Annotated in this window: 30 protein-coding genes; 13 read left to right on the top strand and 17 right to left on the bottom strand. The window is 60.8% G+C overall.

What is annotated here, in order from left to right; genetic code table 11:
• Window positions 1-129 precede the first annotated feature (129 nt).
• The gene (locus NKF25_RS01150) at window positions 130-597 is read right to left on the bottom strand and encodes a GNAT family N-acetyltransferase (protein ID WP_253224907.1); all 468 of its coding nucleotides are present in this window, start codon (window positions 595-597) and stop codon (window positions 130-132) included.
• Between the two features lie 229 nt (window positions 598-826).
• On the opposite strand from NKF25_RS01150, the gene NKF25_RS01145 reads away from it, so the two are divergent.
• Genes NKF25_RS01145 through NKF25_RS01130 form a run of 4 tightly spaced genes read left to right on the top strand, consistent with a single transcriptional unit; the run spans window position 827 to window position 3,301 of the window.
• Window positions 827-1,282, top strand: a complete 456-nt coding sequence (locus NKF25_RS01145) for a TRAM domain-containing protein (protein ID WP_066140146.1) — start codon at window positions 827-829, stop codon at window positions 1,280-1,282.
• A 60-nt stretch (window positions 1,283-1,342) separates the two neighbouring features.
• Window positions 1,343-1,819, top strand: a complete 477-nt coding sequence (locus NKF25_RS01140) for a Tfx family DNA-binding protein (RefSeq protein ID WP_253224906.1) — start codon at window positions 1,343-1,345, stop codon at window positions 1,817-1,819.
• A 22-nt stretch (window positions 1,820-1,841) separates the two neighbouring features.
• Entirely contained in the window at window positions 1,842-2,627 is a 786-nt protein-coding gene (locus NKF25_RS01135) for an SDR family oxidoreductase (RefSeq protein WP_253224905.1), read from the top strand.
• Window positions 2,627-3,301: an ATP-binding protein gene (locus tag NKF25_RS01130; protein WP_253224904.1), complete on the top strand. Its 675-nt coding sequence runs from the start codon at window positions 2,627-2,629 to the stop codon at window positions 3,299-3,301. Before NKF25_RS01135 ends, NKF25_RS01130 begins: the two co-directional genes overlap by 1 nt.
• Here NKF25_RS01130 and NKF25_RS01125 read toward each other — a convergent pair.
• From NKF25_RS01125 to NKF25_RS01110, 4 genes are all read right to left on the bottom strand, one after another.
• Window positions 3,298-3,567, bottom strand: coding sequence for a hypothetical protein (locus NKF25_RS01125; RefSeq protein WP_253224903.1), 270 nt, complete (start codon window positions 3,565-3,567; stop codon window positions 3,298-3,300). The genes NKF25_RS01130 and NKF25_RS01125 overlap by 4 nt on opposite strands.
• A 45-nt stretch (window positions 3,568-3,612) precedes the next feature.
• Window positions 3,613-4,602: a sugar phosphate nucleotidyltransferase gene (locus tag NKF25_RS01120; protein ID WP_253224902.1), complete on the bottom strand. Its 990-nt coding sequence runs from the start codon at window positions 4,600-4,602 to the stop codon at window positions 3,613-3,615.
• A 66-nt stretch (window positions 4,603-4,668) separates the two neighbouring features.
• Complete coding sequence (locus NKF25_RS01115; protein ID WP_253224901.1) at window positions 4,669-5,271, bottom strand: DUF308 domain-containing protein; 603 nt, start codon at window positions 5,269-5,271, stop codon at window positions 4,669-4,671.
• Between the two features lie 272 nt (window positions 5,272-5,543).
• Window positions 5,544-5,843, bottom strand: a complete 300-nt coding sequence (locus NKF25_RS01110) for a hypothetical protein (RefSeq protein WP_066142338.1) — start codon at window positions 5,841-5,843, stop codon at window positions 5,544-5,546.
• Between the two features lie 286 nt (window positions 5,844-6,129).
• Between NKF25_RS01110 and NKF25_RS01105 the strand changes: the two genes are divergently transcribed.
• From NKF25_RS01105 to NKF25_RS01095, 3 genes are all read left to right on the top strand, one after another.
• Window positions 6,130-7,059, top strand: a complete 930-nt coding sequence (locus NKF25_RS01105; protein WP_066140124.1) for a replication factor A — start codon at window positions 6,130-6,132, stop codon at window positions 7,057-7,059.
• 1 nt (window position 7,060) lies between these two features.
• Window positions 7,061-7,726 carry an RPA family protein gene (locus NKF25_RS01100; RefSeq protein ID WP_253224900.1) on the top strand — a complete coding sequence of 222 codons (666 nt, stop codon included), beginning with the start codon at window positions 7,061-7,063 and terminating at the stop codon, window positions 7,724-7,726.
• A 124-nt stretch (window positions 7,727-7,850) separates the two neighbouring features.
• A complete protein-coding gene (locus NKF25_RS01095) occupies window positions 7,851-8,117 on the top strand; it encodes a hypothetical protein (RefSeq protein ID WP_253224899.1) in 267 nt (88 codons plus the stop codon).
• On the opposite strand, the gene hutH is transcribed toward NKF25_RS01095, so the two are convergent.
• Genes hutH through hutU form a run of 4 tightly spaced genes read right to left on the bottom strand, consistent with a single transcriptional unit; the run spans window position 8,114 to window position 13,650 of the window.
• Window positions 8,114-9,685, bottom strand: coding sequence for a histidine ammonia-lyase (gene hutH / locus NKF25_RS01090; RefSeq protein ID WP_253224898.1), 1,572 nt, complete (start codon window positions 9,683-9,685; stop codon window positions 8,114-8,116). The genes NKF25_RS01095 and hutH overlap by 4 nt on opposite strands.
• On the bottom strand, window positions 9,678-10,925 hold the full coding sequence (gene hutI / locus NKF25_RS01085; RefSeq protein ID WP_253224897.1) for an imidazolonepropionase: 1,248 nt from the start codon (window positions 10,923-10,925) through the stop codon (window positions 9,678-9,680). Before hutI ends, hutH begins: the two co-directional genes overlap by 8 nt.
• Window positions 10,922-11,872: a formimidoylglutamase gene (gene hutG / locus NKF25_RS01080; RefSeq protein ID WP_253224896.1), complete on the bottom strand. Its 951-nt coding sequence runs from the start codon at window positions 11,870-11,872 to the stop codon at window positions 10,922-10,924. Before hutG ends, hutI begins: the two co-directional genes overlap by 4 nt.
• Window positions 11,869-13,650, bottom strand: a complete 1,782-nt coding sequence (gene hutU, locus NKF25_RS01075; protein WP_253224895.1) for a urocanate hydratase — start codon at window positions 13,648-13,650, stop codon at window positions 11,869-11,871. Before hutU ends, hutG begins: the two co-directional genes overlap by 4 nt.
• 89 nt (window positions 13,651-13,739) lie before the next feature.
• Between hutU and NKF25_RS01070 the strand changes: the two genes are divergently transcribed.
• Entirely contained in the window at window positions 13,740-14,384 is a 645-nt protein-coding gene (locus NKF25_RS01070; RefSeq protein WP_253224894.1) for a helix-turn-helix domain-containing protein, read from the top strand.
• Window positions 14,385-14,388: 4 nt separating this feature from the next.
• Here NKF25_RS01070 and NKF25_RS01065 read toward each other — a convergent pair whose 3' ends face one another.
• Window positions 14,389-15,186, bottom strand: coding sequence for a mechanosensitive ion channel domain-containing protein (locus NKF25_RS01065; protein WP_253224893.1), 798 nt, complete (start codon window positions 15,184-15,186; stop codon window positions 14,389-14,391).
• A gap of 131 nt (window positions 15,187-15,317) precedes the next feature.
• Between NKF25_RS01065 and NKF25_RS01060 the strand changes: the two genes are divergently transcribed.
• Window positions 15,318-15,722, top strand: a complete 405-nt coding sequence (locus tag NKF25_RS01060) for a CopG family transcriptional regulator (RefSeq protein WP_253224892.1) — start codon at window positions 15,318-15,320, stop codon at window positions 15,720-15,722.
• Window positions 15,723-15,728: 6 nt separating this feature from the next.
• On the opposite strand, the gene NKF25_RS01055 is transcribed toward NKF25_RS01060, so the two are convergent.
• Window positions 15,729-16,184 carry a DUF5814 domain-containing protein gene (locus NKF25_RS01055; RefSeq protein ID WP_066140100.1) on the bottom strand — a complete coding sequence of 152 codons (456 nt, stop codon included), beginning with the start codon at window positions 16,182-16,184 and terminating at the stop codon, window positions 15,729-15,731.
• An 87-nt stretch (window positions 16,185-16,271) separates the two neighbouring features.
• On the opposite strand from NKF25_RS01055, the gene NKF25_RS01050 reads away from it, so the two are divergent.
• Window positions 16,272-16,427, top strand: a complete 156-nt coding sequence (locus NKF25_RS01050) for a hypothetical protein (protein WP_253224891.1) — start codon at window positions 16,272-16,274, stop codon at window positions 16,425-16,427.
• 25 nt (window positions 16,428-16,452) lie between these two features.
• Here the strand turns inward: NKF25_RS01050 and NKF25_RS01045 are convergent, their stop codons facing one another.
• Both NKF25_RS01045 and NKF25_RS01040 read right to left on the bottom strand, forming a co-directional pair.
• Window positions 16,453-17,295 carry a polyprenyl synthetase family protein gene (locus tag NKF25_RS01045; protein ID WP_253224890.1) on the bottom strand — a complete coding sequence of 281 codons (843 nt, stop codon included), beginning with the start codon at window positions 17,293-17,295 and terminating at the stop codon, window positions 16,453-16,455.
• 42 nt (window positions 17,296-17,337) lie between these two features.
• Window positions 17,338-18,060, bottom strand: a complete 723-nt coding sequence (locus NKF25_RS01040) for a class I SAM-dependent methyltransferase (RefSeq protein WP_253224889.1) — start codon at window positions 18,058-18,060, stop codon at window positions 17,338-17,340.
• Window positions 18,061-18,198: 138 nt separating this feature from the next.
• On the opposite strand from NKF25_RS01040, the gene NKF25_RS01035 reads away from it, so the two are divergent.
• On the top strand, window positions 18,199-19,704 hold the full coding sequence (locus NKF25_RS01035) for an MATE family efflux transporter (protein WP_253224888.1): 1,506 nt from the start codon (window positions 18,199-18,201) through the stop codon (window positions 19,702-19,704).
• A gap of 180 nt (window positions 19,705-19,884) precedes the next feature.
• Here NKF25_RS01035 and NKF25_RS01030 read toward each other — a convergent pair whose 3' ends face one another.
• From NKF25_RS01030 to NKF25_RS01020, 3 genes are all read right to left on the bottom strand, one after another.
• Window positions 19,885-20,838 carry an electron transfer flavoprotein subunit alpha/FixB family protein gene (locus NKF25_RS01030; RefSeq protein ID WP_253224887.1) on the bottom strand — a complete coding sequence of 318 codons (954 nt, stop codon included), beginning with the start codon at window positions 20,836-20,838 and terminating at the stop codon, window positions 19,885-19,887.
• Window positions 20,835-21,626 (bottom strand): electron transfer flavoprotein subunit beta/FixA family protein, encoded by a 792-nt coding sequence (locus NKF25_RS01025; RefSeq protein WP_253224886.1) that lies wholly within the window; start codon window positions 21,624-21,626, stop codon window positions 20,835-20,837. The genes NKF25_RS01030 and NKF25_RS01025 overlap by 4 nt, the downstream gene beginning before the upstream one ends.
• A 105-nt stretch (window positions 21,627-21,731) precedes the next feature.
• Window positions 21,732-22,847, bottom strand: a complete 1,116-nt coding sequence (locus NKF25_RS01020; RefSeq protein ID WP_253224885.1) for a hypothetical protein — start codon at window positions 22,845-22,847, stop codon at window positions 21,732-21,734.
• A 153-nt stretch (window positions 22,848-23,000) separates the two neighbouring features.
• On the opposite strand from NKF25_RS01020, the gene NKF25_RS01015 reads away from it, so the two are divergent.
• Both NKF25_RS01015 and NKF25_RS01010 read left to right on the top strand, forming a co-directional pair.
• Window positions 23,001-24,269 (top strand): hypothetical protein, encoded by a 1,269-nt coding sequence (locus NKF25_RS01015; RefSeq protein WP_253224884.1) that lies wholly within the window; start codon window positions 23,001-23,003, stop codon window positions 24,267-24,269.
• 33 nt (window positions 24,270-24,302) lie between these two features.
• Window positions 24,303-24,767 carry a type IV pilin gene (locus NKF25_RS01010; protein WP_253224883.1) on the top strand — a complete coding sequence of 155 codons (465 nt, stop codon included), beginning with the start codon at window positions 24,303-24,305 and terminating at the stop codon, window positions 24,765-24,767.
• Between the two features lie 18 nt (window positions 24,768-24,785).
• Here NKF25_RS01010 and NKF25_RS01005 read toward each other — a convergent pair whose 3' ends face one another.
• Complete coding sequence (locus tag NKF25_RS01005; RefSeq protein ID WP_253224882.1) at window positions 24,786-25,409, bottom strand: methyltransferase domain-containing protein; 624 nt, start codon at window positions 25,407-25,409, stop codon at window positions 24,786-24,788.
• Window positions 25,410-25,456: the final 47 nt, after the last annotated feature.

The raw sequence follows: 25,456 nt of genomic DNA, 5'->3' as shown, positions 1-25,456 counted from the left end.
CGCGAGCGACCGAAGGGAGTGAGAGGGATGTTTTTGATGCAGATTTTTGCGAGGAGCGGTCGGCTGTGCCGACCCGACGAAGTAAAAAGGTGCACGCGGCAAGTGGTCGAGCGAACGCCGTTGGCCTGACTACAGTTTCTTCTCCAGTATCGGAGCATCGTACGGACGGTTATCGAGTCGTTGCACGCTGACTCGTTCGTAGCCACATCGACGATACCAGTCTTCGAGGAAGGGGTGGTCCGAGAGCGTTCGAAGGCGAACCGTTCCCCATCCCTCCGACTTCACGTGTTCCTCCACCGATTCGAGCAGGGTCCTGCCGATTCCCCGCTCCTGCCAGTCGGGGCTGACGGCGAGGCGACCGATTTCGGGGAGTTCCCACTCGGGACGGGGAATCATTTGGACAGCGCCGATGAATTCCTCGTCGTGAGTGGCGACGAACACCGTTCGGCTCCGAATCCACTGTTCGATAGTTCCCTCGTCACAATCGAGGATACTCGACGGAAAACCGATCTTCGCGTTCTCCGCGTACGACCGGCGATACAGTTCGACCAACTGCGGGGCATCACCCTCCCTTGCACTTCGAATGGCCGGATTCACACTCTCTTCACTGGGCCACACCCACATTAATTCGACCGGTGACACAGCCGTGGAGATCGGCGATGTCTCCGGAAAATCGGAGATGTTCCGGACCGACGACCGACCAACGGGAAGGAAAGGCTTTTGGTCCAGATTTTGCCAGAGAGCACGGCTCTGCCGCGCTCTCGCACCAAAAGGTGGGGCAAGAGGTTGCGGAAGTGTTTAGGCACGCGCCGCTATAGCCTGAAGCATGCCGGACTGTCCACTCGCCGACCACTGCCCCAGTTTCGAAGAACGAATCAACGGAATGGGGTGCCACCACTACGGGGACCGCGGGGGCGCGGAGTGGTGCAATCACTACAACCAACCGATTCGGGAACTGAAAACCGCGCCCGTACAACCGGGCGAGGAAGTCGTCGTGGAGATCGACGACATCCACGAGAGCGGGTCGGGTGTGGGTCGAACGGAGGATGGATTCATCGTTCTCGTCGATGGCATCCTCCCCGATGCACGCGCCAAGGTGAAGATCACGAACGTGAAGGGAAATCACGCGCTCGCGGACCCGATCGAACGGTTGCCGATGGATCCGGAAGAGGAGGAGGAAGGGGACGAAGAGGAAAGGCCGAGTGCCAAAGACGACCGGCGGAAGAGCCGCCGTGAGCGGGAACGCCTTGGAAGTCGGGACAACTTCTGGGGCGGCGGATAACCCACGGGTGGACAGTCATTTGCGGGTGGGGGGCGTACGCCGTACCATGTCGGGGGAACAATGAGTGAGCGACTGGACGTCGATGAGATTCTCCGACGAGCGGGATTCGACGCGGAGACGAGTGTCCTGACACGACGACAAGCGGAAGTGCTGGTGTTCCGTGAGCGGGGCACAGCACAAGCGACCATCGCCGAGCGACTCGGTACTTCGCGTGCGAACGTTTCGAGCATCGAGGGGAGTGCACGGGAGAACATCAGCAAGGCACGCGAGACGGTGGCGTTCGCCGAAGCGCTCCGCGCACCGGTCCGGATCGAAGTCGAACCGGAGAGCGACCTGTACGACGTTCCGTCGTGGGTGTACGAGGCTTGCGACGAAGCGGGAGTGAAGGTGAACCAAGCGGCCCCGGAGCTCATGAAACGGGTGAGCGACGAAGCGGGGGAGGCGGTCAAAGGTCGGACGGTTCGGACGTCCCTCCTCATCGGCGTGACACACGACGGGGAAGTGACGGTTCGGAAATCCGCTCCCGAGGAGTTTTAGCGGTTCGTGCGGATTCGAAAATATGGACCTCGGACTGGAGGGAAACACGGCACTGGTAACGGCGAGTTCGAGCGGTCTCGGCTTGGCGAGCGCGAAGGCGTTGGCGCGGGAAGGAGCCAACGTCGTCATCTGCGCTCGAAGTGAAGAGGGACTGGAGGAGGCGAAAGCCGAAATCGAGGAACTCGGAGGCGGGGACGTGCTCTCGGTTCCGACCGACATCACCGATCCGGACGAAATCGAGGCGCTGATCGAACTGACCGTGGACGAGTTCGGCGGTCTCGATCACCTCGTCACGTCGGCCGGTGGGCCGCCGAGCGGGCCGTTTCTCGACATAACGGAACGCGACTGGTACGCCGCCTACGACTTACTGGTCATGAGCGTCGTCTGGTTGACGAAGCAGGCACACCCGTATCTCGTGGACAGCGATGCGGGAACCGTAGTCAACATCACGTCCACGAGCGTACGGGAAGCGATAGACGGCCTCGTGCTTTCGAACGCAGTTCGACGAGGCGTCATCGGGTTGATGCAGACACAAGCCCGCGAGTTCGCGCCGGATATTCGGGTCAACGCGGTGCTTCCCGGTTCGCACGAAACCCCGCGGATTCGGGAACTCGTGGAACAATCCCTCGAACGTGGCGAGTACGATAGCTACGAGGAGGGACTCGCCGACTGGGCGGACGGTATTCCGATGGAGAGGGTGGGAGACCCGAAGGAACTCGGGGACGTCGTGGCCTTCCTCTCCAGCGACCGGGCGAGTTTCGTGAACGGCGTCGCGTTGCCGATAGACGGCGGAAAACTGCGAAGCTAATGACGGAGGGAAAACTCACTGCAGAGCCGACGACCGTCCTCTCCTGGAGCGGTGGGAAAGATGCTGCCTACGCGCTGTTCGAACTGGGGAAGGTCACGGAGTTACTCACTTCGATCGGGGAGAACGGCCGGAGTAGCATCCACGGCGTCCGTCGGGAGTTGTACGATGCACAGGCCGATGCGCTCGGCGTGCCGATTCGGTACGTCGAACTGCCGATGGACTGTTCGAACGAAGAGTACGAGTCCAGAATGGCGGACCTGATGGCCGAGTACGAGTCACGGGGAATCCAGCGTGTCGCCTTCGCGGACCTCTTTCTCGAAGACATCCGGGAGTATCGAGTGGAACAACTCGCCGGGACGGGGGTCGACGGCTGTTGGCCGGTCTGGAACCCGGATACTGACGAACAGATTCGGGCGTATCTCGACGCCGGATTCGAAGCGACGGTGGTGACGGTCGATGGATCGAAACTCGACCCCTCCTTCGCAGGCCGGGACCTCGACGAGTCGTTCCTCGCCGACTTACCGGACGGCGTAGACCCCTGTGGCGAGAACGGCGAATTTCATACGTTCGTCCGGGATGGACCGATATTCGAGTCAGCCGTCCCGGTCGAGGTCGGGGAAACCGTGACGAAGGAAGTCGGCGACGGCGAGTTCCATTACTGCGATCTGTACTAGGACTCGATCGTCTCGGCGATTTCCTTCGCTTCGTCGCGGGCTTTCTCCTTCCCCGCTTGCTTTTTGATGAGGACGCTTTGGATTTCCCAGTCGTCGCTCCCGCTGCGTCGTCCGGTGCGGACCTCCGCTCCCTCGGAGATGTCCCGTGCGGCGTTGGCGGCCCAGTCGGGTGTGCGAATCGTATCGAACACGTCAGGGTCGCGAAATCGGACGTGGATGTACTCGTCCGCCGTTTCGACCGACTTGATCGATGGTACGTCAGCCATAGCGTCCCGGATACGGGGCGGACCGGCAGAAATCTGACGGCCGGGTCAAAATCGGTTTTCCTCCCGCAGTTTCGCCACGACTTCGCGTACGCGCTGGGAATCCGACTTCGGGACGACCAACACGCGGTCGTCGTAGGCCGCGACGACGAGGTCGTCCACGCCGACGAGGCTCACGTGCTTGTCCCCGGCGACGATGTTTCCCGTCGCGTCGATGGTGAGCGCATCGCCGAGAACGACGTTGTCCCCGTCGCCGAACCGGTCGAACGCGTCCCACGACCCGAGGTCGTCCCACTCGAATTCGGCGGGGACGACGTACGCCTCGTCGGTTCGTTCCATCACGGCGTAATCGACGCTCGTGGATTCGATGCGGTCGAATCCACCCGACGGGTTACCGTCTTCGAGCGCGGTGACGAGGGGTTCAAGCGGCGAGTCACGTGCGGCTTGGAGAAAGGCGTCCGGAGTCCATGCGAACAGACCCGCGTTCCAGTAGAAACCATCCTCGACGAACCGATTCGCCATCGATTCGTCGGGTTTCTCACGAAACTGAACGACGTCAAAGTAGCCGTCGTGTTCGGTTCCGGGTTCGATGTAGCCGTAGCCGGTCGCCGGACGGGTCGGTTCTATCCCGACCGTAACTACCCCCTTCGTTTCGACTGCAACCGACGCGGCACGACGAGCGGTCGTCTCGAAGTCGCCGGTGATGTGGTGGTCGCTCGGCAAGCAGAGAAGAACGCAGTCGCCGACCTGTTCGCGGATTCGATGTGCGGCATAGACGAGTGCTGGCCCGGTATCCTTCGGTTCCGGTTCGATCAAAATCCCGGCTTCGGGTGCGTGGTTTCGCACGAGGTCGGCGTGTTGCTCGGCAGTGCAGACGAAAATCTCGTCGGCGAAGCCTGCCCGACTCACGGTTTGAGAGAGGAGCGAATCGTCCCCGAGAAGGGGGAGAAACTGTTTCGGTCGATCGCTTCGACTCGCGGGGTACAGTCGCGTCCCGGTTCCTCCGGCCATGATGAGCGCGACGAGCGGGCGGTCCATGTTCCGAGCATCGCTCGCTTGTGTCTAAAATCGTCCTATCGAAAACGCGTGGTTAAAAAAGTGTGTTCAGGCTGCGCCGCGGGGTTCGGTCTCCGGAGACGCTCCCTCGCGCGTCTCGGTTCGGGTTCCCTGCGCCATGAACATCATCGAGATGCCGGTGATGAGCAGGTTCACGCCGAAGAGGAGGCCAAGCGCCCACGCCGCGGTGGCAGGCCATCCAACCCAGATGATCGCGGCGATGATCAGGGCGCAGATGCCGCTCACGACGAGTGCTCCCCAGCCACGGTCACCGCGGGACTGGAACGCCATGACGATTTCGAGGACGCCATCGACGACCAGGAACGCGGCCAGCAGGATGGTCAGCGTCGTCAGTCCGATGAGCGGGTTCGCTAGGAGCGAAATGCCCGCAACGGCGTAGATGACCGCGAGGACACCCTGCACGAAGAACCGCTTCCACCCTCCCGAGAAGGCGTGAGCCACGTGCACGAGCGCTCCGACCACCAGCAACGCCCCGAGCAGAATCGACAACGAAACCCCAGCAGCGAACGGCGCTAAGATGGCGAGGACGCCGATTACGGCGATAATCGCCCCTGCCCCCATCGAAGCACGCCACGATCGCTTGGTGGTGTCCGAAACTATCTCCCCACTGCTTTGTACTTCTGTGCTCATTTGATTTTCACCAATCACGTATTCGCCAGCCAAGGATATAAGTTGTGTTGGTTATTTGAAGAAAGTTCCAAGAGTCAGACCGTTTTCCCGAGATTTAAAGAGGTAGAGACGTTCAGAAGCCGAAGGCAGAATTTGGAGAACATAACAGACATCATATTTGTACGACAATCAGCCCATTGTACTGAGCCTCGGACTGGCCGTTTTTTCGGACTAACAGGCTAGATTTCCGTCAGGATAGTGTAGAAGAGCGGGAAATTCGACGTTCGACACCATCACCACGTTTCGACGGTTCCTTCGCGGATGTCCTCAAGACAACCCCGACACGCGGGGTGGTCGGGGTCGAAGCACTTCGGTCGTCCCTCCTTATCGATCGGTGTGGCCCGTTTATCGACGTGTCGTCGGCAGACGATTTTCGCTCGCCCGTGTTCGTCCCGCGGCAGGTCGGCGAGAACGGTATCGTGGGCGTTTCGGTACGCTTCCTTGGCCTGGCTCAGTTGGTGGTCCGCGGATTGGCGGGCCTCGGCGTACTTCTTGCCGACGTTTCGGAGGAAACGGTCGAAGCGGTCGTCCATATATTTCATTTGGGCAAGCGGGTTCAAATGTTGATTGGTGGAGCGAACCGCCATTGGCAATGGATTTCGAATTCGATCTACCGGACACCGAACAACTGTGTGGATTGTCGCGTGCGTTGAATCCTCATCCGTTACTTCAGTGGCGTTCGGGGACACAGGTTCGACGGTGACAGTAACGGTCGAAGCGTTCACTTTTCACTTCCGCTCTGCCCGCGTAACCTTTTATACCATCCCGCACCAACCACGGTATGTCTCCCATAGAAAAAGAAGTGGAGACGGAGCAACCATGACCGATGTGCGACAGCACGCAGAAGAAATTCACGAACAGTTCTCCGACCATCTGGACGTAACCGTTGACGACGTAGCCTCGCGTCTCGACAGTCTCGTCAACGAGTACAAAGTGCCCATGGAAGAGGCACGGCGAAGCGTCACCAGCCATTATCTGGACGAGGCTGGCCTCGAACGCGACGAGATTCGAACCGGCGGCACCAGCGACGTGCACGTCGAGGACATCGAAACCGACGAGCAGTGGGTGGACCTCACCGCGAAGGTCGTCGACCTCTGGGACCCCCGGAGCGATTCCGTGGGCCAAGTCGGACTCCTCGGCGACGAGACGGGCACCATCAAGTTCACCAAGTGGGCCAAATCCGACCTCCCCGAACTCGAAGAGGGGAAGGTCTACAAACTCGGCAACATGGTCACGGACGAGTACCAGGGCCGCTACTCGGTGAAACTCAACCGTACGACCACCATCGAGGAACTCGACACCGACATCGAAGTCGGCGACAACAGCACCGAGATGGAGGGTGCACTGGTGGACATCCAGTCCGGCAGTGGCCTCATCAAACGCTGTCCCAAAGAGGACTGCACGCGCGTCCTCCAGAACGGCCGTTGTTCGGAACACGGCGAGCAGGACGGCGAGTTCGACCTCCGAATCAAGGGCGTCTTGGACGACGGCCTCGACGTTCACGAGGTCATCTTCAACGAGGAGGCGACCGAGAACCTGACCGGCATCGAACTGGAGGAGGCCAAGCAGATGGCGATGGACGCACTCGACACCACCGTCGTGGCCGACGAAATGCGTGAGATGACGCTCGGCCACTACTACCGCGTGACGGGACCGACGATGGGTCGGTACCTATTGGCGAACGACGTCGAACTGCTCTCCGGACCAGTGGATGCGGAAGCGGCGCTTACCAAAGCGAGGTCGATGTAACATGAGTGGCGCACCAACACGAGAAGTCGCACGCCGCACCTTCGCGGCGGAGTTCAACGACGCGAATTACACGTTCAAGGAATCGGACGACGAGCGCGCACCGGTCTACTTGCTCCTCCCCACGGGCGAGCGAGCGAACCGAGTCTTCGTCGTCGGAACCCTCACCGAAAAAGAGGACGTCGGCGAGGACAGCGAATACTGGCGTGGACGAGTCGTGGACCCGAACGGGGACACGTTCTTCGTCTACGCGGGGCAGTACCAACCCGACGCCGCGGCCATGCTTCGAGAACTCGAAGCACCGGCCTATGTCTCCATCGCCGGGAAGCCCCGGACGTTCGAGATGGACGACGGAACGGTGAACGTCTCGCTTCGCCCCGAATCCATCACCGTGGTGGACGAATCGACGCGGGACCGCTGGGTGGTCGAAACCGCCGAGCGGACGCTCGAACGCATCGAAACGTTCGACGACGAGACGAACCGCTACGCGACGATGGCGAAAGAGCAGTACGAGCGACCCATCGACACGTACCGCGACAACGCGATTCAGGCGCTCGAAAGCCTGGATACCGGCGGCGCGAGTGGCGGAAACGACGACGGTGCCAACGATGAAAGCACCAGCGACGACGCCGGTGAGGTAGCGGGCGACAACGAACCGCCGATGCAGTAGCGCGGCGGGGAGTCCTCACCGAAACAACGCGGACAGTATCAATATTTCAGCGGTCGTCGGTCGTGCAGATACAGTCGAACAGCGCCGGGTATCGATATCGACTACACGCACACGGAATCAAATCATGCCTGACGAGCGAACTTCACCCAGCGGGGATTGGCAGGAGGTGTACGCGGAGATGGGAGCGGACACCTCGGTGGAGGGACCAGTCCATCCGTGCCCCAACTGTCGGCGAGAATCGACGCCCGTCTTTCGTCGCGTATTCGAATGTGAGGAACACGGGGTCTGGACGCTCGATAAGGAGGGGAATCCCCGTCACGGAACCAAGACCGAAGCCCGAATCGAGCCGGAAGAGACGGAGGGAGATTCGGGCGGAACGACGGCCGATTAATCCAGTGGCTCGGGGAGCGCGTCGTCCACGCGCTCGTCGAGTAATCCGGACCAGATCAGCGTCTCGGCGGCGGCAATATCCTCGTGGATGGGTCGGTCTTCGGTGAGCGGCGGCACGACTTCACGAACGGCATCGTAGGCCGCGCCGGTGCCGACGCCGTGTGAGAGGCCATCGGAGACGAATTCCGCGGCTTGAGCGCCGCAGACGAGTTCGATGCCGACGATGGAGAGCGTGTTCGCCACGGCACGGCGCGCGTTGTACGCGCTCTGGGCGCTCATGCTGACGTGGTCCTCCTGATTGCCGCTGACGGGCGTGTTGTCCATCGACGCGCGGCCAATGGAGCGGTTCTCGTTCAACAGCGCGGCGGCGGTGTACTGGGCGATCATGTAGCCCGAACGCAGGCCGCTGTGTTCGGTGAGGAACGGCGGGAGATGCGGTTCCTGAATGTTCGGGTTGAGCATGCGGTCCACTCGACGCTCCGAGATGGCCGCGAGTTCCGTGACGGCGTTCGTCAGGTAGTCGAGCGGAAGCGCGAGTGGGTCACCGTGGAAGTTTCCACCGGAAAGCACCGCGGCGTCGCCCGCACCGCTCGCGCGGCTATGCACGCTGTCGGCCGGGAAGATGAGCGGGTTGTCTGTCGCGCTGTTGAGTTCGATTTCGACGGCCGAACGCAGATGGGCGACGGCGTCCCGAACCGCGCCGTGAACCTGCGGCATGCAGCGAATCGAGTAGGCGTCCTGCACCCGGTCGCAGTTGCGGTGGGATTCGACGATTTCGGAACCCTCGGTGAGGCGCTTGATGTTCCGTGCCGTCTTCGCGTGGCCGTCGTGCGGGCGAACGTCGGCGATGACGTGGTCCGCGGAGGCGGTCGTTCCCATCGTCACCTCGGTCGTGAGCGCCCCGGCGACGTCCGCCGCACGGATCGCCCGTTCGGTGTCGAGCACTGCGAGCGCGGCGAGGCCGACCGAAAGCTGGGTACCGTTGATGAGCGCCAGGCCTTCCTTCGCCGCGAGGGTTATGGGCTCCAATTCGGCGGTTTCGAGCGCGTCCGCGCCGTCCAGTTTCTCACCGTCAACGGTCGCGGTTCCCTCGCCCATGATGACCAACGCGAGGTGCGCGAGCGGCGCGAGGTCGCCGCTCGCGCCGAGGCTCCCGCGGGATTTGACGACCGGGTGAATTCCCTCGTTCAACATCGTGACGAGTTGGTCCACGACGATTTCGCGGATGCCGGAATAACCCTTGACGAGGGCGTTGACGCGGCCGAGCATCATGGCTCGCACTTCCTCGCGGGTCAGTTCGCGGCCCGCTCCGGCGGCGTGGCTTCGAATGAGGTTCGTCTGGAGCGTCTCGATATCTTCTGGGGGAATCCGCTCGTCCACGAGTTCGCCGAAACCGGTGTTGACGCCGTAGACGGCTTCGCCGCTCTCGACGACCTCTTCGACGCGTTTTCGTGCGGTACGAACTCGTTCTCTCGCGTCTTCGGGGACGAATACGGTCGCGTCGTCGCGTGCGACACGTTCCACGTCCTCGGGCGTCAGCGATTCGCCGTCGATTTCGATTTCACTCATGATGGACCACCTCGCCGCCCTTCAGCACCGTTTCGACGGTGTTCACGCCGTAGTTGTAGGGAACGTGAACGTAGTTCGGCGCGTCGACGACGGCGATGTCGGCGGGCGTTCCGGGTTGGAGCGTGCCTGCTCCGTCCTGCATGTCGAGCGCCATCGCGGCGTGTTTCGTCCCCGCCACCAGCGCCTCGGCGGGCGTCATCCCCATCTCGACGCAAGCGAGCGACGTGGCGAAGCCCATGCTCTGGGAGTGGCAGTTCGGGTTGAAGTCGGTCGCAATCGCCACCGGTGCGCCCGCATCGAGGAACGCCCTCGCGTCGGCGAACTCGGCACCGAGACCGAACGCGGTGCCGGGAAGCAGGACGGGGACCACTTCCGCTGCCGTCAGCGCGTCGATGTCCTCTTCCGTTGCATACAGGAGGTGGTCCGCGCTCGTCGCGCCGAGTTTCGCGGCGAGTTGTGACCCGCCGATGTGCGCGAGTTCCTCGGCGTGGATTTTCGGCGTCAGGCCGTACTCCTCGCCGGTTTTCAGCACGCGGCGGGACTGCGGGACGGTGAAGACGCCTTCCTCGCAGAACACGTCGCAGAACTCCGCGATGCCCTGCTCCGCGACGGCCGGAATCTGTTCGTCCACGACTTCGTCCACGTAGTCGTCCGCGTCCCGGCCTTCCGGAATCGCGTGTGCGCCCATGAACGTCGGGACGACATCGACGGGGTGGCGGTCGTCGGCCCGTGCGATCACGTCGAGCATTCGAAGTTCGGTTTTCGTGTCGAGTCCGTACCCGGATTTCACCTCGACGGTCGTGGTTCCGTGGGCGAGCATCGTGTCGAGATGCGAGAGCAGGTTCGACAGCAGTCGCTCGTCGCTGGCCTCGCGCGTGGCGCGAACGGTTCGCAGGATACCGCCGCCGTCGGCGAGGATTTCTTGATACGTCTTGCCCTGTAGTTTCGCCTCGAATTCGTCCGAGCGGTCGCCAGCAAACAGCGCGTGGGTGTGGGGATCGACGAACCCCGGAATCGCGGTTTTGCCGCTCGCATCGACCGCATAGGTTGCGTTCTCCGGCGGGTATTCGCGGGTGACTGGCCCGTTCGCACCGATGCGTGCGACTTCGCCGTCTATCGCGGCGAGTGCGGCGTCCTCGTAAATCCCGAGGGAACCGTCCTCCTCGATGGTGACGATCTGTTTCGCGTCGTGGACGACTGCCGTGACCTCGTTTTCGTCGGATCGTGATGAGTCGGTCATTTGCCACCTCCGTACGTTGAAAGGAAGTGTGCGATCGCTCGTGCACCGGCCTTCACCGTCAGTTCGTCGTGGTCGAGCGACGGGGCACATTCCACGACTTCGAATCCGGCGACCCGGTCGTCGGCCGCGACGAGGCGGAGCATCCGGAACAGTTCTCGGGTGGAAATCCCGCCCGGCGTCGGAGCGCTGACGCCGGGTGCAAACGCGGCGTCGAGCACGTCCACGTCGACGCTGACGTAGATGGCGTCCACGTCGCTCATCGAATCCAGCGCGGTGTCGATGGCGGAAACCGAATCATCGCCGACCTCTTCGGCCGTGACGATTGCTCCCCCGCATTCGCGGACGTAATCGGCGTACGCCGAACTCGTCTCGAAATGTCGCGCGCCGACACAGGCGTAGGAATCGAGACCGGCATCGAACAACTGACGGTACGGAGTACCGCTGGTCGGATCGTCGCGCACCTCGCGCACGTCGAGGTGCGCGTCGAAGTTGATGACGCCGAGCGAGCCGTCTTCGAGGAGTGGTGCGGCGTTCGGATACGTGAACGAGTTGTCCCCGCCGAGGAAGACGGGCAACGTATCGGCATCGTGGAGTCGCTTCGCGAGGACGCCAGCCTTCCGCTGAAGCAACTCGGTGGTGACTTTCACACCCTCGTCGTCGAGCATGAGCATCACGTCGCCAACGTCGCCGACCGACTCGACCGGTCCGGCATCGAAGTGGTGGGTTTTCACGCCCGCGAGAGTCTCGCGGAGCGCCGCCGGGCCGTCCACCGCACCTTTGCGGCCGATGACGGCGTGGTCGAACGGTTCGCCGAGCAGCACCGCGTCGTACTGGGCGAGCACGTCGTCGTCCAGTTCTTCGATGGGTTCCACGATGTCGCCGAACTGCTCGTCGTTCGGGTCGGCGGAAGTCCCGCGCCATTCGGACGGTGGGTTCAATCCGGTCATGTCCGATCACGCATCGGAACCGCGACGTTCGATTTCTCGGCCTGTTCGAGCGCTTCGTCGTAGCCCGCGTCGGCGTGGCGAATGACGCCCATTCCGGGGTCGGTCGTGAAGACGCGACGGGCCTTTTCGGCCGCGAGGTCCGAACCGTCGAGCACGACGTGGTTGTTCGCGTGGAGCGCGTTGCCGATGCCGACGCCGCCGCCGTCGTGGACGGAGACGATGTCCGCGCCCGCCGCGCAGTTCAGCAGAGCGTTCAGAATCGGCCAGTCGGCGACGGCGTCGGAGCCGTCGCGCATGGCCTCCGTTTCGCGGTTGGGACTGGCGACCGACCCCGCGTCGAGGTGGTCGCGGGTGACGACGATGGGGGCCTCGATTTCGCCGTCCGCGACGAGTTCGTTGATGCGGAGGGCGAAGCGGGCGCGTTCGGTAAGGCCGTCGTCGTCGCCTTCGGCGGCAGAGCCGCCTCCGTTTCGATGCTCTTTTGGAGCATCGCTCGTTGCATAGCCCAACCAACAAACCCGCGAGGGAAGCCCCTGAAACTCGACCTCCTCCCGTGCGAGGTCGATCCAGCGGTGGAGTTGCTCCTTTTCAGGGAACAGTTCCACGACGGCCTCGTCGGTTCGGTGGATGTCGTCCGGGTTGCCCGAGAGCGCGGCCCAGCGGAACGGCCCCTTGCCCTGGCAGAACAGCGGACGGATGTAAGCGGGGACAAATCCGGGGAAGTCGAACGCGTGCTGCATGTCCCGGTGTTCTTTCACCTGCCCGCGGATGTTGTTGCCGTACTCGAAGGCGACCGCACCCGCGTCCTGAATGTCGAGGATACCCTGCACGTGACGGGCCATCGTGTCGAGACTCTCCTCGACGTACTTTTCGGCATCCTCATCACGGAGTTCGTCGGCCTCCGCGACAGTGTACCCGGACGGGTAGTAGCCCTCCAGTTCGTCGTGAGCGCTCGTCTGGTCGGTGATGACGTCGGGGACGAACTCCCGTTCCAGCATCCCTTCCAGCATGTCGGCCGCGTTGATGTGAACGCCGACGGAGTACGGTTCTCCGGCCTCCGCGGCGTCCTTTGCTTTCTCGATGGCTTCGTCCAAATCGTCCGTCTTCTCCATGCAATAGCCGGTCTCGATGCGGCGGTCGATTCGGTGCTCGTCCACTTCGGCGGCGATGCAGACGCCATGGTTCATCGTCACGGCGAGCGGTTGGGCACCGCCCATGCCACCGAGTCCGCCCGTGACGACGATTTTACCGGTGAGGTCGCCATCGTAGTGTTCGTCCGCGAGCGCGGCCAACGTCTCGTAGGTGCCCTGAATGATGCCCTGCGTGCCGATGTACGCCCACGACCCGGCGGTCATCTGGCCGTACATGATGAGGCCCTTGGCTTCGAGTTCGTGGAAGTGCTCCCAGTCGTCCCACTTGCCGACGATGTTGGAGTTGGCGATGAGAACGCGCGGCGCGCGTTCGTGCGTCGTGAACCGTCCGACGGGTTTCCCGGACTGAACCAGCAACGTTTCGTCGTCGTCCAGTTCGCGCAGTTCGGCCATGATGGCGTCGTAGGCGTCCCATGAACGGGCCGCCCGCCCCGTCCCGCCGTAGACGACGAGTTCCTCCGGTTTCTCGCCGACGTCCGGGTCGAGGTTGTTGTTCAGCATGCGGAGGGCCGCCTCCTGTCGCCATCCCCTACATTCGATGTCCGTTCCGGTCGGCGCGCCCTGATATTCGCGCCACTGTGCGCTCGGTTCGCCGATGTCGTGGTCGGCTTCCGTTCCTTCGTTCATTATGTATTGTAGTATGCACGCGAGGCGCAAATACCCAAGCCCCCGCTTACGGAGGGTTCTTTAAGTATATTCGGCGAAAATTGGGAGTGATGTACGAGGTGACGATGCGGATCGAACAACCAAGCGTACCGGCGGAAGCCACCGCCGGAACCGAGACGACCGTCGAGTTGTGGTGCAACGACCACTGCGACCTGTTGCACGTCAGCGGTCCCGACGGAGAAGCCACGTTGGATCACATCGAGCGACTCGTCGGGGTCCAAGAGCTACTGGTCGAAGGTGACGAACGACTGGCGATGACCGAGACGTGTCTGAAAGACCACGAGCGGGATACCGTCGAATCATTTCTCGCTCGCCACAACTGCCTGCTCGTCCCGCCGCTTCGGTACCTCGACGGCGAGAAGTGGTGTCGGATCCTGTCGCTCGATTCGTCGAACCTGACCGCGCTGTATCGTGACCTCGTGACCGAGTTTCCCGTGACCATCGAAGCCAAGCGAGAAATCACGGCGGTATCAGCCGAGAGGCCGCTCCTCACGCCCGAAACGTCGCTTCCGAGTCTCTCGCCCCGTCAGCAGGAGGCACTGATACTGGCGGTCGAGATGGGATACTACCGGATTCCACGCGAAACGACGACGGCCGAAATCGCGGACGAGATGGGCGTGGAACGACGGACGCTGGAGGAGCACCTTCGACGGGCGGAGAACAAACTCATCGGCGGAATGGCGTCGTTCTACTGAGCTCTCATCCCGCCAGCGCGATTCCCGCCTCGTCGAACCGCCGATTGACTCGGCGGAAAAACTTCGAGCGGGCCGCCACGAACTCCGCGTGTGTCGGGTCGTCTATCCAGAACGAGACTTCGACGGTGAGCCGTGAGTCGTTCATATCCGTGACGTGGACGGAGGGTGCCGGGTCGTCCATGATGTCGCCGTGACGGTCGGCTTCCTCCAAGAGAATGGCATCCACCGCATCGACGTCCACGTCGTAGGCGAGGGGGAACTCGTGGTGAACGCGAAGCGTGTCACCCGCGACGGGGTTCTTCACGGCGTTGGTCGTGAGGACGGAGTTCGGCACCGTGATGAGTTCGTTGTCGAAGGTACGCACGCGGGTCACTCGAAAGGTGATATCCTCGATAACGCCTTCGTTTTCGGACCACGCTATCCAATCGCCGATGTTGAATCGTGGGTCGGTGACGATGAAGACGCCACCGACGAAGTTCGCAGCGATATCGCGGGTTGCAAACCCGACCGCGATGGTCAGTGCGGCCGCGAGCGTCGCGGATGCACCGAAAACGTCCACACCCGCGAGGTCGAGCGCGAGGAGTATCCCTGCGAACCAGATCACCGCACGAACGACGCGCAGTATCGCACCGCGGATGGTGCGATTGACACTTCGAACCCGGAGCATTCGTTCGACGAGCGGTTCCAGTACGACCCGACCGATGAGATAGAAGATAGCGAGCGAGATGGTGAATATCACTGCACTCCAGAAGTACTGCGGAAGTTTGTCCAGTAAGGCCGCGTTCTCGAGGGTGTTCCCCACTGGTCCACCCAATTGTCCGACGGGATGTTCCGACATATCGGATCATGAGGAACGACGCTTATCTCATGGTTACGGCCGTGTGGATGTCTGACAAAAGGTTAAATACCCTTACAACACTAATCTACACTGAGATGGGCAACAAAAACAAGACGATTTCCTTCAGGGTCAACGAGGACGCGTTCGAGACCCTGCGGGATATCGCCGAAAAGCGCGACATCTCGCTGTCGGCAGTGTTCCGCGATTACGTGGACCTGCTGGTCGCCCATGACGGAAAAGTCAAAGTCGTTCCCGAAAACCAGATCGGCGAGACGACCAACGAGGAGTCGTTCCCGCCGAAAATCGAGGTTCCGAAGAGCTTCGTTCGGGAACACGAACGTCTCGAACTGGAGGCGGAACACCTCCGCGAGCAACTTCAGGAACACAAGGAGTACGTCCGCCATCTCCAGACGATGGTGGACGACGAGGAAGAGGAGGTCATTCAGCTCGAAGAGTTGGACGACGAGATGGAGAACGACGAACCGTTTCGACTGGGATAACCGGGATTAGCCCGACAGCGACCGTTTCTTCTGGCGCGAGCGCTCCGACATCGAGCCGTCGCCCTCCACGTTGGCGAGTTCCTCGATGGCTTCGAGTGTCCGGACCGAGTCATCCAAGAACGACAGCACGTCGCCCGGATACGCGTACACCAGATAATCGTCGGTCATCACGTCAACGATGGCGTCCGGTCCGAGGCCACCCTCGCGCAGTTCGAGCAGGTACTGCATGAACTTCCGCTCCGGACAGCCACAGTACGGATTGCTCTGGCAGTCACAGTCCAGGAAGTCCTCGGCGAAGTCGAGCACGCGGTCCCGCGTCGCCTCGTCGAGTTTCTGGAGGCCCTCGCCCTGAAACAGGATATCGAGGGTCGCGCCCTTGAACGCCCCTTTCGGGATGTTCGTATCCAACTGCGAGGAGATCTGGCGATGGTTTTTGACGTAGATTTTGTCCGTGATAGCCACGCTTGTCGGGAACTATTCGGTTCCGCCGGATAAGCGTGTCGTCAACGGAAACGAAAGACAGGAGATATCGCACCGAGAGCGATTGCGATGAAAACGGAGAACGCGACAACAATTGCTAGGGAAAATGACCGCAACCGCATGCGGGCGGGCGGCCGAGCGGTTCCGGCCGCCCGCCCTTGCTCGCGGTTTTACCGTTCGCTGGCTCGGGTGCACGAACCGCGCATCCTGAAAGCGGGTGCGTAAATTCGATTCTGAGAGAAAAGTCGTCTCAGTGTTCCCGTGTGACGACGAACTGCGCGAAATCACGGAGGTAGTCCAGCGCAGCAGAATCGGGGGCGTCGACCCTGTCGAGGGCGGCCAGCGCGGCTTCGGACTGTTCGTGGGCGAGTTCGTTCGCCTCGTCGGCGCTGAGGTCGGTCACCTGCACGATGGATGGACGACCGATTTCCTCGTCCTGTCCGGTCGGCTTGCCGAGGTCGTCGGGGTCGGCCGTCGCGTCGAGCACGTCATCGCGGATCTGGAAGGCGATACCGACGCGTTCCGCATATTCGCCGAACGCATCGACCGTTTCGGGGTCGGCGTCGGCCGCCAAGGCTCCGAGCGCGGCGGCGGCGCGGAACAACGCACCGGTCTTTCGGCGGGCGAGTTCCATGTATTCGGGCTGGTTCGACGGCGTGGCGACGAGTTCCGAGGCTTCGCCCATACCGAGTTCGATCATCGATTCGGCGACGACCTCCATTGCACGTGGATCGGAGGAGAACAACTCGAACGCTTCGCCGAGCATCCCGTCACTGGCGATGATGGCCGGGCCGTAACCGTACTCCGCCCACGCGCTTTCGGTGCCGCGGCGCACGTCCGAGCGGTCGATGATGTCGTCCACGACGAGCGACGCGTCGTGAACGAGTTCGATACCGACGCCGAAATCGACGGCGTCCTCGGCGTCGCCACCCGCTGCTTCACAGACGAGCATGGCGACGGTCGGCCGGACCCGTTTCCCCCCCGAGAGTGCCGTGTGGGCCAATTGCTCCGACAGTTCACGTGGTTCGACCCGCTCTACGACCTCCTCCAACCGGTCTTCGACGAGCGTCCTGCGGGCCATCAGGTACTCCATTCGTCTGTGCTTCAGGACGGGGGACGCAAATACGTGACGGGTTCAGTCGGCTGTCATCACGGCACGGACCGACAAAAACGTCGGTTCACGGGACACCCGCTCGAACGTTTCGGGGGATTTCTCGCGGAATTTCTCCGTCGGTTGACTCTCCGCGATACCGTCGAGACGAAAGCGGGCGTTCAGCAGGGGGGTCAGTATCGCCGCCAGCGGTCGGCGATAGGTGGAGACCTCCACCGGGTCGCCGAAACTCGTCCACTCGTCGCTCACCATCTCGGTCTCGAAGTAATCGTCCGGGTCGAAGTACAACGTATCCGCGACCGGATGCCCACACGAGAACACGAGAATTCCATGGGGTCGGAGGACGCGACCCAGTTCGGAAAACAGCGACTCCCAATCCTCGACGTAGTCGAACGCCAACGAACTGTACACGAGGTCGAACCGGTTCGACTCGAAGGGAAGGGGTTCGCCGAAATCCGCTCGAAGAAATCGCCCCGCGTGGGCACGCTCCCGTGCGTGAGCGAGCATTTTGGGGCTTACGTCGATTCCGGTGACGCTCGCTCCGCGTTCGAGCAGATGCTCCGCCGTGATACCCGGACCACAACCAGCGTCCAGTACGTCGAAACCCTCGATGTCGGGAAGCAATCCCAGCGTCGTCGGGCGTTCGAGGTCGGCGTTGAACGGCTTCGTCGGTGCCCGTTTGGCGTACTCGTCAGCCAGTTTCTCGTACGTGGGAAGGGCCAACGGTCGCTCTTGCTCGTCGGTCATACCCGTTCCTCCGCGAGTGAGGTGAAAAGTTCGCTGGTCGGAACGACGATTCGAATCGACAAGTCGTATCGTTCATGACATACGTTAACAGCTATCGCGAGGAATTATTCTGGTGGGACCATCATACAAAATTCGAGCATGAGCGACGCTTCGAACGGGGAGTCCACACGATTCACCCACGGGCCGATACTGTGGCCGCTTCTCGCGTTGGCTCTCCCGCTCACCGCCACACAGTTGCTGCAAGTGGCGTACAATCTGACGGACACGTTCTGGGTTGGACGACTCGGTGCCGATGCGGTGGCGGCGCTGTCGTTCTCGTGGCCGCCGATATTCCTGCTCGTAAGCGTCGGCGGCGGGATGACGAACGCGGGAACCATCCTCATCGCGCAGAACACGGGCGCAGGCAACGATGATCGACTCGGGCACGTCGCCGGACAAACGGTCGGTTTCGTCGGGTTACTCTCGGTTGCCGTTTCGATGCTCGGCGTCGTCTTCGCCCCGGAGTTGCTCCACGCCATCGGGACCACGCCGGGAACGAAGGTCCACGAATTGGCCGTCACCTACACGCGAATCGTCGTCCTCGGCATGCCGTTCACCTTCGGATTTTACGTGTTCATGGCCCTACTCCGTGGCTGGGGAGACACGAAGACGCCGATGTATCTGATGGTCCTCAGCGTCGGCCTCAACATCGTCCTCGACCCGTTTTTCGTCCTCGGATTTACTGGCAATCCGCTGTTCGGATGGTTCGGTCTCGGTGGACTCCAGCGTTCGCTGTTTACCACCACTGGCTTCGGCGGGTTTGGGGTCATGGGTGCCGCGATAGCGACGGTTCTCTCGCGGGGAATCGCGGCCGTCATCGGATTCTGGCTGTTGTTCGGCGGCCGCGTCGGTCTGCATCTCGCGCTGGACGACCTCCGGTTGAAGTTCGAGACCGTCGAAAAAATCCTCCGAATCGGGGTTCCCGGAGCCATCGACCAGAGTACCCAATCCATCGCGGTCATCGTCATGACGGCGCTCCTCGCCACCGTCAGCACCGACGCCGTCGCGGCGTACGGTATAGGTACCCGATTCATCTCCCTCGTCTGGCTTCCGACGGTGGCGATGGGGATGTCCGTCGAGACCGTGGTCGGGCAAAACCTCGGAAACGGGCGGCGGGACCGCGCTCGACGCACGGTGTACATCGCCGTCGCAATCCTCGGGGTGGCCTTCCTCGTCGCTGGCGTGCTGACGTTTTGGTTCGCTCGCCCGATCGTCGGTCTGTTTATCACGGGGTCAGGCTCCGACACGATAATCGATCAGGGTGCGACGTTCCTCCGAATCGTCACGCCGACGTGGATCATCATGGCCGCCTACCACATGATGAACGGAGCGTTCTACGGGTCGGGGTCCACCCGGATGGCGATGGGAATCGCTGTGACGTCGTTGTGGGGAGTCCGTGCAGTCATCGCAGTTGTCGCCATCCTCGTCTTCAGCGTCGGTGCTGTCGGTGCGTGGTACGCCATCGCAGTATCGAACGTGACGGCGGCCGTCGCTGGCGCGTTCTTTTTCTTCCGCGGACGATGGCTGGAGAACGTTCTCGAAGACGGTTCGACGGAAGAGGCGGGTCCGAACGCCGAGTCAGGACAACTGACCGATTCGCAATAGCGAAGAATAACGACCGGTTCCCGTCGGTCAGCGGTCAACGACGAGCGGCAAAAATCTGCACCGTCAGAGCAAAGCTCTGACAAGCCATTCGTTCGCTTCGTCGCCGGCGTTTCGCGCCGGCTTCCAGCGGGACCAAGGGTCCCGCCCGGCTCACGAAGAGATCAAAAAACCGCGAAAACCTTAGCTGAACTGCTCGATCAGTTCCGGCACTACTTCGAACAGGTCGCCGACGATACCGTAGTCGGCGATGTCGAAGATGGGTGCGTTCGGGTCCGTGTTGACCGCGATGATGGTGTCCGAACCCTTCATCCCGGCGACGTGCTGCACCGCGCCGGAGATACCGATAGCGAGGTAGACCGTCGGTGTCACCTGCGAACCGGACTGGCCGACCTGCCGGTTCTTCGGGAGCCAGCCGTTGTCCACGATGGGACGCGACGAAGAGAGCGTCGCGCCGGTCGCTTCCACGAGGTCCTCGATGAGCGGGAGGTTGTCCTCCTCCTCGATACCGCGGCCGATGCTGACGAGGAACTCCGCCTCGCTGATGTCCACGTCGCCAGCGCCGACTTCCTCGAAGCCGGTGACGGTCGAACCGATGGCGTCCTCGTCGGGTTCGAAGTCGAACGCGGAGACGTCGGCGTCGCCGACGCCTTCCGCTTCGGGCCACTCCGCACCACGGGTCGTCAGGGCGAACTGGTCGCCCTCGACTTCCACCGTCGTCTCGACTTTCGAACCGTACATCTCACGCGTCGTCGTGAGCGTGTCGCCGTACTCGAAGCCGATGACGTCGGTGACGAGCGGCAGGTCGAGATGGTTGGCGACTGCGGGCGCGTAGTCCAGTCCGTTCACACTGTTTGGCATGAGGACGAACGTCGGTTCGAGGTCGCCGACCAGCGCCTCGATGGCCTGTACGTACACGTCGTGGTTGAATTCCTCGCCGTATTCGACGGTGTGAATCGCATCGACACCGGTGCGGTTCAGTTCGTCGGCATAGGAATCCACGTCGCCGCTGATGACGGCGAGGTGCAGGTCGCCACCCGCGTCGTCGGCGAGTTCACGCCCTGCGGAGATGATTTCGAAACTCTCGTCGCGGAGTTCGCCGCGTCGGTGTTCCGTGATGGCGAGCACGTCGCTCATTGGACGACCCCCTTCTCACGGAGCACGTCAGCAAGTTTCGCCGCCGTCTCCTCGGTGCTTCCCTCGAAGATCTCCGCGTCGCTCTCGCTCTCGGGTTCGTACATGTCGGTCAATGTCAAATCGCTCCCCACCGCGTCGGCGTTCAGACCGAGGTCGCCGAGCGCCTTCGGTGCGATCTCCTTGGACTGTGCCTGTCGGATTCCGCGCAAACTCGCGTAGCGCGGTTCGTTGATACCCGTCTGGATGGTCAGCACGGCCGGGATTTCGATGTCCGTCAGTTCCTCGACGCCACCCTCCAGTTCGCGGTGGACGTGTGCGACGCCATCGTCGGCATCCACGTCGAGACCGTTGACGACCGCACCCCACTCGAAGTCGATCTCGTCCGCGAGTGCGACACCGGTCGCGCCGAACGCGTCGTCACCGGCCTGCACGCCGGTCAACACGAGGTCGGGTTCCTCTTCCGCGACAACGGCGGAGAGGATTTCGGTCTTCGTCTCCACGTCGAGCAATCCGGCGTCTTCGAGTGCTTCGTCCCAGACGCGGATCGAACGGTCCGCCCCTTTGGCGAGAGCCATTCGAATCGTCTCTTCGGCGCGTTCCGGGCCGATAGTGACGGTTACGACTTCGTCGGCGATGCCCGCCTCGTTCAACTGGACACCCTCCTCGACGGCGTAGTCATCCCACTCGTTCAGGTCATATTCGAGGTAGCGGTCGTCTACCTCGGTCCCTTCCACCTCGAAGTCATCCGCGAGTTCGGCGACTTCTTTTACCGTTACAAGGACCTTCATAATCAATTCCTTTCCGGGTAGCGGGTAAACGTTTTCGAAACGGCTGACAATGCACACGCCGTACTAATCGGATTTTTTACCTATTGGGAGGGGGAGATCGGACGGCTACTCATCGGTATCGAAATCGGTGATGTCCTCTCCAGGGAGCGTGATGAGGTTTTCCCGACCGATTCGGAGTTTGTCCACACGCCCGCTCTCGTTCATCGCCGAGAGCAACTGGGAGACCTTGGCGTTCGACCAGTTGGTCTCCTTGACGATGGTCGCCTGTTTCATTCGACCGCCGTTCTGTTTCAACAGGTGTTCGACGCGCTCCTCGTCGGACAGCAAGTCGAGGTTCGGTTCCGGGTCGTCGTCCGGATCGGGTTCCGGCGGTACGGGCTGATCGACGGGGTCGGAATCCACGACGGGTTCATCGTCGTCATCGTCGCGCTGGAAAAACGCGTAGACGCCTGCACCGGTGAGACCGACGAGGGCCAAGAATCCGGCGGCATACTCGTAAGGGAACGAATTGGACGACTGCGGAGACGTCTGATTTTTCGTGTACGTCACATCAGGGGGGAGGGAGTTGCTATCTTCGGAACTACCCCTCACAAAGATGGTTTCGTTGTTCCGTCTGATGTCGTTGTCCTGTCGGATACTCGTGTAGTATATCCGGTATCCGTCGGGGTTCTCAAGAACGAGGTTCTGCTTCGGAGAGAGGGAACCGAGCCACGTCGAATCACCGTCGTCAAACATGAAGGCGTCGTGGAGATAGATCTTGTCGCCGTTTACTCGTGTAAAGTTCGTCCAGATGAAGGTAAGCACCAACGTTCCGGTGTCATTGTTGACAAAATAGTCCCGTTCCGAGTTCCGTATCTGCATTTGACGCCCCGTCGCTTCCTGTTCGCGCTTCGCAATTGCGCGAAACGTCTCCGTGGAGAAGCCGACATCGCCGTCGTTGAGATTATGATTCTCGAAATCACGACCCATCCGCTTGAACGCTGCCGTTTCGTTGTCGTTGTGAAGCGCAAACTGCATCGAAACGTTCCACTCGGCATCACCGTTAGAGTGAGGTTTGATTCGAATGGTCGTCCCATTTACCGCCGTCACGTTTACCGAGCTACGGTCCTGTATTACGTGGCTACTGCTGGCCGGATGGGTGTTGATATCACCCGCAACGACGGTTGGCCCCACGGCGAAGAGGGAGAGAAGGACCACGAGGAGGGCGAAGTGTGACCGCATATCCATGAGTGGTCAATCAGACAAGAAAATACTTTCCATCCGTACGACAAAACATCAGGACTCAATTTAAAAGATTTTCACTGATTTCGGATGTTTATCCAAGGACGAACAAATCCCATATGTATTTTAATGAGTAGTTGTATACGCAACTGTATGAATCGGGCGTTCCCCGTCATAGTCGCAGTCCTTCTCATCTTCTGTTCGCCTGCTGCGGCATTTGGAACCGGGATGTCGACGGCGGTAGCGAAGACGCCAAGCGCGAAAAATCCGGTGCAACCACCGGGGTTCAACAATACGGCCTACCAGTTGAGCATCGGAACGCCGGACAGAAGTGGTACGGACACCCCATCGTTGAGCCTCAGCACTGCCCTCGAGATGGATAGGAACGACTTAGAGACGCAAAAGCGAATGAATACGCTCGACGAGCGGTTATCGAACGTTAAATCGAGCGGTGAAAAGAAACAGATACTTTCTTGGTTCAAAGCGAACATTTCCGTGCGATTGTCTGCTCTACAGACCGAAGAACGGACGACGAGTCAGCGGTTCAATAGCCAGGAAATCGGTACGGATGAATATATAAATGATCTCGCGATGATCGAAGTGAAGGCGAACAATATAGAGGACGCCGTGAAACGCATGAAATCGGCAGCGAAGAGGGAGAACGTTGTTCGATTTCAACCCTACGAATGGCAATATTTGACCAAATTGATACCGTTGCGTAGTAAGATACGTGAAGCAGCGGTAGAGAGTTTTCACTACGGCACGTCTTCGGAGAGGATCTATGTTGCAACAACTTCGAACGGTGTTGCTCTCAGCAGTATCATCGGTAATCAGTACATCCGTGATGTGTATCGTGCTGATTACAGAAATACAAGTTTGATAAATCAGATGACGAGCAGGGAAGCAAACAATATCACGATTCACGAATATCCGTGGTCCACAAATAACAAAAACAAAATAAGTTCGCCCACGAAGTTCGTGTATGACAAGGCCGCCCAAACGAAGATAATATACCCCCAAGGTGTGATCGAAGCGTACCTCGACACCGGCACGAAGAAGATATACCGCGAGATACAGTACAAGTCACTCACTGGAGATAACCATGCCCCTTACGGAGCTTCCGTCGAAAACAACAGCACGAATCTACATCTCGTCGTCAATCGAACGTACTCCGGCGGACCGCTCCGAATAAACCTGACCGATTCGAAGGGCGATCCGGTCAACGGTCATATCGAAATCGGGGAGACGGAACTCGGGGATACCGGACCGACTGGAACGATATACACGATATCACCGAGTCGGGAATTCACCGTCACCGCGACACACGACTCCGAGACGGTGAAAGTGACACTCACCCCCTACGGAGTAACGAACGGGAGTTCCAATGGTGAAACGCCACGGAATGCTGGTGAATCGCCCTAAGGTTGAAATAGCAATACAGAACCACTGACTGGCGTGTCGAAACGCGCCGTCTCACCCGTCGTCGGGGTCGTCCTCTTGCTCGTCGTCACGCTCGTCGTCGCCGGAACCATCGGGGCAGTGGCGGTACATTCGATGTCATTACAGGAACCGAAACACGCTGTCATCGGGGTTTCGGCTACTGCGGCAACAAACCGGGTAGCGTTTACACACCAAGCAGGGGATTCGCTCGACATCGATGGGATCGAGATCGAGGTACGTGTGAACGGTGAATCGCTCTCCCATCAACCGCCAGTTCCGTTCTTTTCAGCGGACGGGTTTCGTGCCGGGCCGACAGGACCGTTCAACAGCGCATCCGATCCGACGTGGCATGTGGGAGAAACGGCGAGTTTTACACTCGCCGAAACCAACGCACCGTTACTCGAACGAGGGGACGAAGTCACCGTTCGGATCGTCGAAAACGGAACGCTCGTCATCGAAATGGAAGCGACTGCACGCTGAAAAATCCACGAATAATATCTATTCTTCAGGTACGCGCGCGACGGTCGTGATAGCGATATCGGGGTCGTAACTCGGACCCATCTCCCGGTGACGAATGTCCTCGTAGCCCGCTTCGTGGAACATTCGATCCGCCTCGTCGCGGTCGTAAAAGAGCATGATCGTATCGGCGACTTTCTGCATGACGCCCGTTCCGGGGTAGTTCGGACCGACAATCAAAACCTCACCACCGGGTTTGGTAACACGGCGGATATCACGGAGGGTTTCGACCGGGTCGGGCCAATATTCGATGGAACCGGACGACCAGACGATATCGAACGAATCGTCCTTGAACGGCAGTCGCTCGGCGTCCCCTCGGTAGAAGCTGACGGGGTCGTATTTGCCGATTTTTTCCCACGCCTTTCCCAGTTGGTGGATGCTCTGATCGAGACCGTGGACGTTGTCGGTATGTTCGAGGAGTCCTTCGGTTCCGAACCCGGTCCCGCAACCGACATCGAGCACTCGATCGTCAGATTCGATGTCGAGCATCGACAGCGCTTCGTCGCGCATTTCCTCGTTCCAGATGAACGGGTTGACCTGATCGTACACCTTCGAGAGGTATTTGTAAAAGATTCGTGCTCGACGTTTGTCTTCGAGAATACCCATTGTAATTGTGTTGCGGTTGGGACCGAACGATGATGAATCCCCACCAT

The sequence above is a fragment of the Haladaptatus sp. AB643 genome, assembly GCF_024136975.1.
Classification (GTDB): Archaea; Halobacteriota; Halobacteria; order Halobacteriales; family Haladaptataceae; genus Haladaptatus.
Note: the sequence above shows the minus strand (reverse complement) of the source record. Positions and strands in the feature narration are given on the sequence as shown.

Coding starts and splice junctions, on each gene's coding strand:
- NKF25_RS01145 (WP_066140146.1), top strand. CDS start 827: ATGCCGGACTGTCCACTCGCCGACCACTGCCCCAGTTTCGAAGAACGA.
- hutU (WP_253224895.1), bottom strand. CDS start 13,650: ATGAACGAAGGAACGGAAGCCGACCACGACATCGGCGAACCGAGCGCA.
- NKF25_RS01105 (WP_066140124.1), top strand. CDS start 6,130: ATGACCGATGTGCGACAGCACGCAGAAGAAATTCACGAACAGTTCTCC.
- NKF25_RS01050 (WP_253224891.1), top strand. CDS start 16,272: ATGAAAACGGAGAACGCGACAACAATTGCTAGGGAAAATGACCGCAAC.
- NKF25_RS01035 (WP_253224888.1), top strand. CDS start 18,199: ATGAGCGACGCTTCGAACGGGGAGTCCACACGATTCACCCACGGGCCG.
- NKF25_RS01115 (WP_253224901.1), bottom strand. CDS start 5,271: ATGAGCACAGAAGTACAAAGCAGTGGGGAGATAGTTTCGGACACCACC.
- NKF25_RS01070 (WP_253224894.1), top strand. CDS start 13,740: ATGTACGAGGTGACGATGCGGATCGAACAACCAAGCGTACCGGCGGAA.
- NKF25_RS01140 (WP_253224906.1), top strand. CDS start 1,343: ATGAGTGAGCGACTGGACGTCGATGAGATTCTCCGACGAGCGGGATTC.
- NKF25_RS01135 (WP_253224905.1), top strand. CDS start 1,842: ATGGACCTCGGACTGGAGGGAAACACGGCACTGGTAACGGCGAGTTCG.
- NKF25_RS01030 (WP_253224887.1), bottom strand. CDS start 20,838: ATGAGCGACGTGCTCGCCATCACGGAACACCGACGCGGCGAACTCCGC.
- hutI (WP_253224897.1), bottom strand. CDS start 10,925: ATGACCGACTCATCACGATCCGACGAAAACGAGGTCACGGCAGTCGTC.
- NKF25_RS01060 (WP_253224892.1), top strand. CDS start 15,318: ATGGGCAACAAAAACAAGACGATTTCCTTCAGGGTCAACGAGGACGCG.
- NKF25_RS01045 (WP_253224890.1), bottom strand. CDS start 17,295: ATGGAGTACCTGATGGCCCGCAGGACGCTCGTCGAAGACCGGTTGGAG.
- NKF25_RS01095 (WP_253224899.1), top strand. CDS start 7,851: ATGCCTGACGAGCGAACTTCACCCAGCGGGGATTGGCAGGAGGTGTAC.
- NKF25_RS01005 (WP_253224882.1), bottom strand. CDS start 25,409: ATGGGTATTCTCGAAGACAAACGTCGAGCACGAATCTTTTACAAATAC.
- hutH (WP_253224898.1), bottom strand. CDS start 9,685: ATGAGTGAAATCGAAATCGACGGCGAATCGCTGACGCCCGAGGACGTG.
- NKF25_RS01025 (WP_253224886.1), bottom strand. CDS start 21,626: ATGAAGGTCCTTGTAACGGTAAAAGAAGTCGCCGAACTCGCGGATGAC.
- NKF25_RS01125 (WP_253224903.1), bottom strand. CDS start 3,567: ATGGCTGACGTACCATCGATCAAGTCGGTCGAAACGGCGGACGAGTAC.
- NKF25_RS01040 (WP_253224889.1), bottom strand. CDS start 18,060: ATGACCGACGAGCAAGAGCGACCGTTGGCCCTTCCCACGTACGAGAAA.
- NKF25_RS01120 (WP_253224902.1), bottom strand. CDS start 4,602: ATGGACCGCCCGCTCGTCGCGCTCATCATGGCCGGAGGAACCGGGACG.
- NKF25_RS01020 (WP_253224885.1), bottom strand. CDS start 22,847: ATGCGGTCACACTTCGCCCTCCTCGTGGTCCTTCTCTCCCTCTTCGCC.
- NKF25_RS01100 (WP_253224900.1), top strand. CDS start 7,061: ATGAGTGGCGCACCAACACGAGAAGTCGCACGCCGCACCTTCGCGGCG.
- NKF25_RS01110 (WP_066142338.1), bottom strand. CDS start 5,843: ATGGACGACCGCTTCGACCGTTTCCTCCGAAACGTCGGCAAGAAGTAC.
- hutG (WP_253224896.1), bottom strand. CDS start 11,872: ATGACCGGATTGAACCCACCGTCCGAATGGCGCGGGACTTCCGCCGAC.
- NKF25_RS01015 (WP_253224884.1), top strand. CDS start 23,001: ATGAATCGGGCGTTCCCCGTCATAGTCGCAGTCCTTCTCATCTTCTGT.
- NKF25_RS01130 (WP_253224904.1), top strand. CDS start 2,627: ATGACGGAGGGAAAACTCACTGCAGAGCCGACGACCGTCCTCTCCTGG.